Annotated in this window: 4 protein-coding genes; all 4 read right to left on the bottom strand. The window is 46.7% G+C overall.

Features of this window, described 5'->3' with window-relative positions:
• Window positions 1-479 precede the first annotated feature (479 nt).
• Window positions 480-896 carry a hypothetical protein gene (locus NY78_RS25145; protein WP_156181138.1) on the bottom strand — a complete coding sequence of 139 codons (417 nt, stop codon included), beginning with the start codon at window positions 894-896 and terminating at the stop codon, window positions 480-482.
• A gap of 26 nt (window positions 897-922) precedes the next feature.
• Window positions 923-1,798 (bottom strand): SAM-dependent methyltransferase, encoded by an 876-nt coding sequence (locus tag NY78_RS25140; protein ID WP_156181136.1) that lies wholly within the window; start codon window positions 1,796-1,798, stop codon window positions 923-925.
• Between the two features lie 550 nt (window positions 1,799-2,348).
• Window positions 2,349-2,921 carry an IS5/IS1182 family transposase gene (locus NY78_RS21445; RefSeq protein ID WP_043640967.1) on the bottom strand — a complete coding sequence of 191 codons (573 nt, stop codon included), beginning with the start codon at window positions 2,919-2,921 and terminating at the stop codon, window positions 2,349-2,351.
• A 207-nt stretch (window positions 2,922-3,128) separates the two neighbouring features.
• A partial coding sequence (locus NY78_RS21440; protein ID WP_043640964.1) for an integrase core domain-containing protein occupies window positions 3,129-3,488 on the bottom strand: 360 nt, incomplete at its 5' end.

Raw genomic sequence — 3,488 nt, 5'->3', positions numbered from 1 at the left:
GCTGGAGACGATCGTAAAAAGCGTGCCCACGAGACCGAGGAATCTCATCCCAGGCCAGATACATCGTCCCCTGCTGATCACCCTGACGGCCAAGCCCCATCAGATCACCTCCGGAACCGCGATGGCTGGATTATCGGTCACTTGGCGGAGTTTTTCAACACGCTGCTAAAGCACCAAAATACTGGAGATCGGGACAAGGCTACATATAGTTCTTCTCCAAACTGCGCCGAGAAAAGTAGCTGTGAGTTTGTCGTAGCGGGTAGCAAGGGTGCAGAACTGCTCGAGCGGAACATGCGGCCGAACAGGTTTTGCTCTTCATCGTTGTTTCCAAGGAATGACCCTTAAAACTACAGGCCGATCGTCACGGGTTTCGCAACTGTACATTCATTCGAAATATTCAATATGTATTTCCAGTATTCAAAGTAATGGTTTGCGAAGTGACTAAAGATTATAACGCGTCAAGATATTTAACGAATCAGTCATTCGGCGCAGGTGTCGTCACCATTGAAAAGTGAATTTAAAGAAATCACCAGACTCGACAATACACCAAGATTATGCACGCTGATTCCGCTATGTTCAGCAGAGTCATTAGACATACTAGATATCAAATCATGGCCAATATGCTCAATCGTTGTTCTAATTTCTGACGAAAAGTACCCTGGTATACTAAAATAACATCCTATTTCCGATCTGTCAATATTTGCAAATTTTTGTTCTCGTCTTGCCATGCTGTATATAAATTGTGAAAAATCTTCTTTGTTTGAATAATTATGCAGCCTTAATCTTTCATATTCAGCATCATTTGGATCTCTATTTAAAAAAAAATTATACGCCAGTTGGGCAATTATACGATGATAATCCTCTGTTGCTGGGAAATGTACGCGTTTTGTATCCATATTAATATCGATATTGGTTAAGGATGTTACTTTTTTGTTATAACAAGCCCGAGGGACGTGCATACAAAATGTCCGAGCAAAAGACGAATATGCGGTGATGAACAGAACGGTGGGGTGTCAATCGTGTAGTCATAAGGAAACCAGCCCAAAGAAAAATCTAACTCAGCTACAGAGTGCCCGAGGGACCTAAGCGCACAGGCGATACGCTCGATATCTTGCCTTCTGTATACAACGCCGACTTCTTCATTAAGTGTCTCGTTGTTTGAGCTTATATTATACTCTGTCGTATGAACTGCAACACCGCCTGACTTCAGTGTATTCATTTGATTTAAAATAAAGGACACCCCCATCTCTATGCTTCCAAGGTGCTCAAAAGCACAACTAGACCAATTAAAATCAAAATCCACAAATTCAGAACCAATACTATTCATATTTAACGCAGTATACGACACCTTGGTGCGAAAAACTTCTTCTGTACAGATGTTAGGGTCATATAAGTCCATAAGACCTTTACAAAGCTGTCCACCATCCTCCCATCCTCTTGTTGCTCCTAGATCAGGCTCAATATCAGTAGCCAAAATTTCACATCCGAGTGAAGCAAAAGCTGCTGGCAATGGTTCGTGGCCAACAGCAAAACCAAGACCTTTTTTCCCTTCACCTAACATTCCGCGTTGTGAAAGAGATTGCAAAATATAAACCCACTCCCATAATTTTCTATTACAAATAATTTCGCGATTAATTATTGTACACCAATATTCAAAATCCTTTGTCAGGAAATCTGCTTGGCAGCAAAGAGAGCTTTTTGTCATACCATCGTATTTAGGTCGTGGGATAGTGCTGACAGGAAACGTTGAAAAATTATTAATATATGCTGGATCATTTGGCATAATAATTTTCTCCATACCTAGCTGGTGCTTCTGGTTTCCGTTTTGAGATGGATGATTAAGCCGTCAAAGAAAAGACTTTCGAAATGCTACTTATTATCCTCCCCCCCCCCCCCCCAAACAGGCATCGAAAAATCAACCATGATACACAAAGGACATTTTTGATTTTCCGAGATGTCCACGGCTGATATAATTGCTGATTTTCAGTTGGACCGTCTAATCGTGGTTGCAACGCTTAACTTAGGCGATGACCTTAAGCACATGTGCTAACGACTGGCAAGAACCTAATCTCAGACAAGTTCTATACAAATTTGCTAAAATTTCGAAAACTTCTCTAGATCATTTCCTTGTGGTAATAGCAAATATTGCGTAAGTGCTCACAGCTGTTTTTCTTCATTGCCCGACAGGCTTGGCAGTTGACGACTTTCTCGGCGAGCGTGAATTCCGCGTGCGGGCGGCCTTGTGCATGATGCCGTCCGAGCCCCCCCTGACCGCAAGCACTTACCGGTTCAACTGGCTGCTGTACCCCTTGTCCGCGTAGAGACTATCGCCCGTTCGCACATCGATTTCATCCAGCGCAGTAACGAAATCTTTCGTATCGGACCGATTGTCCGCCGAGCATGAAACCGTCCCGGCTGTCCGTGGCGGCGTGGATTTTGTAGCCGTAATACGCTCGGTTGCCCTTGCGCAGCCAAGCCGCGTCGGCATCTTCAGAGTAGCTGGTGGTAACATCCGGCGCGTCACCGGAATCATTCTCGCGCTCCTCGGGCAGCACGTCGAGAACTTTGATAGGACGACGTGCGGAAGAAACGACGCTGGCATCGACAATGATCCCTTCGCGGACGAGCAATCCCTGGCGTTCCAACTGATGGTTGAGTTTGTCCAGCAGACACTTGAAGATATTACGCTTCACTAGGCTCTGGCGGAAACGGTAGAGCCTGGTGGAGTCCGGCACCTCGTCGTGGTCCAGGGAGAGGTCCGTGAACCGGACAAAGGATAGGCGATCGCACAAGGCCTCTTCCTCCACCATGTCGCTAAGGTTGTACCACCGTTGGGGCAGAAGGATCTTGAATATGAGTAGTGGTGGGTCGGCCAGGTTGCCGATGGCGTTGACCACCCGCTTGAGTATTTTGCGAAGCATTTTATCGATCGGTTTCCAGTCGATGAGGGGATCGATCTCGTCCAGAAAACAGTCCTTGTGCTTGCGGCGAGCGGCGACATAGTCGCCGCAATGCCGGGCTTCTTGGAAGTGCGTTCGTTCATGGTCGCCCCCATTTCCTTGGATGGAGAAAATTACATCAATAGCTCAAATTTACAATATTTTATAGAAATTGTCAACCTCCCATTCTTAGTGCCAGTCGAAAGTTGAGACCTCTGGCGAGTTGATGGCGAGGTACTCGGACGGGGTGAGGTCTCCGAGTGACTCATGGGGCCGTTGTTCGTTGTATTGCTTCAGCCAGTCCTCTACGATCTCTCGGACTTCGCGCAAGTTGCTGAAAATATAGAAGTCCAGTACCTCATGGCGGAAGGTGCGATTAAACCGCTCGATGTACGAATTCTGTGTTGGCTTGCCTGGCTGGATGAACTCCAGGTCCACGCCTCGTTTTTCGGCCCAATCTGCCAGGGCCATGGACACGAGTTCCGGTCCATTATCCATGCGCAGCTTCGCGGGACAACCTCTCCAGGCCACCACCTGTTCCAGCACCCT

Source organism: Desulfovibrio sp. TomC (genome assembly GCF_000801335.2).
Lineage (GTDB): Bacteria > Desulfobacterota > Desulfovibrionia > Desulfovibrionales > Desulfovibrionaceae > Solidesulfovibrio.
The sequence above is the reverse complement of the archived record's forward strand: the minus strand, read 5'-3'. Positions and strand labels throughout refer to the sequence as shown.

Bases quoted from the DNA above. Each gene is read 5' to 3' on its own strand.
- NY78_RS25145 (WP_156181138.1), bottom strand. From the start codon at position 896: ATGGATACAAAACGCGTACATTTCCCAGCAACAGAGGATTATCATCGT.
- NY78_RS25140 (WP_156181136.1), bottom strand. From the start codon at position 1,798: ATGGAGAAAATTATTATGCCAAATGATCCAGCATATATTAATAATTTT.
- NY78_RS21445 (WP_043640967.1), bottom strand. From the start codon at position 2,921: ATGCTTCGCAAAATACTCAAGCGGGTGGTCAACGCCATCGGCAACCTG.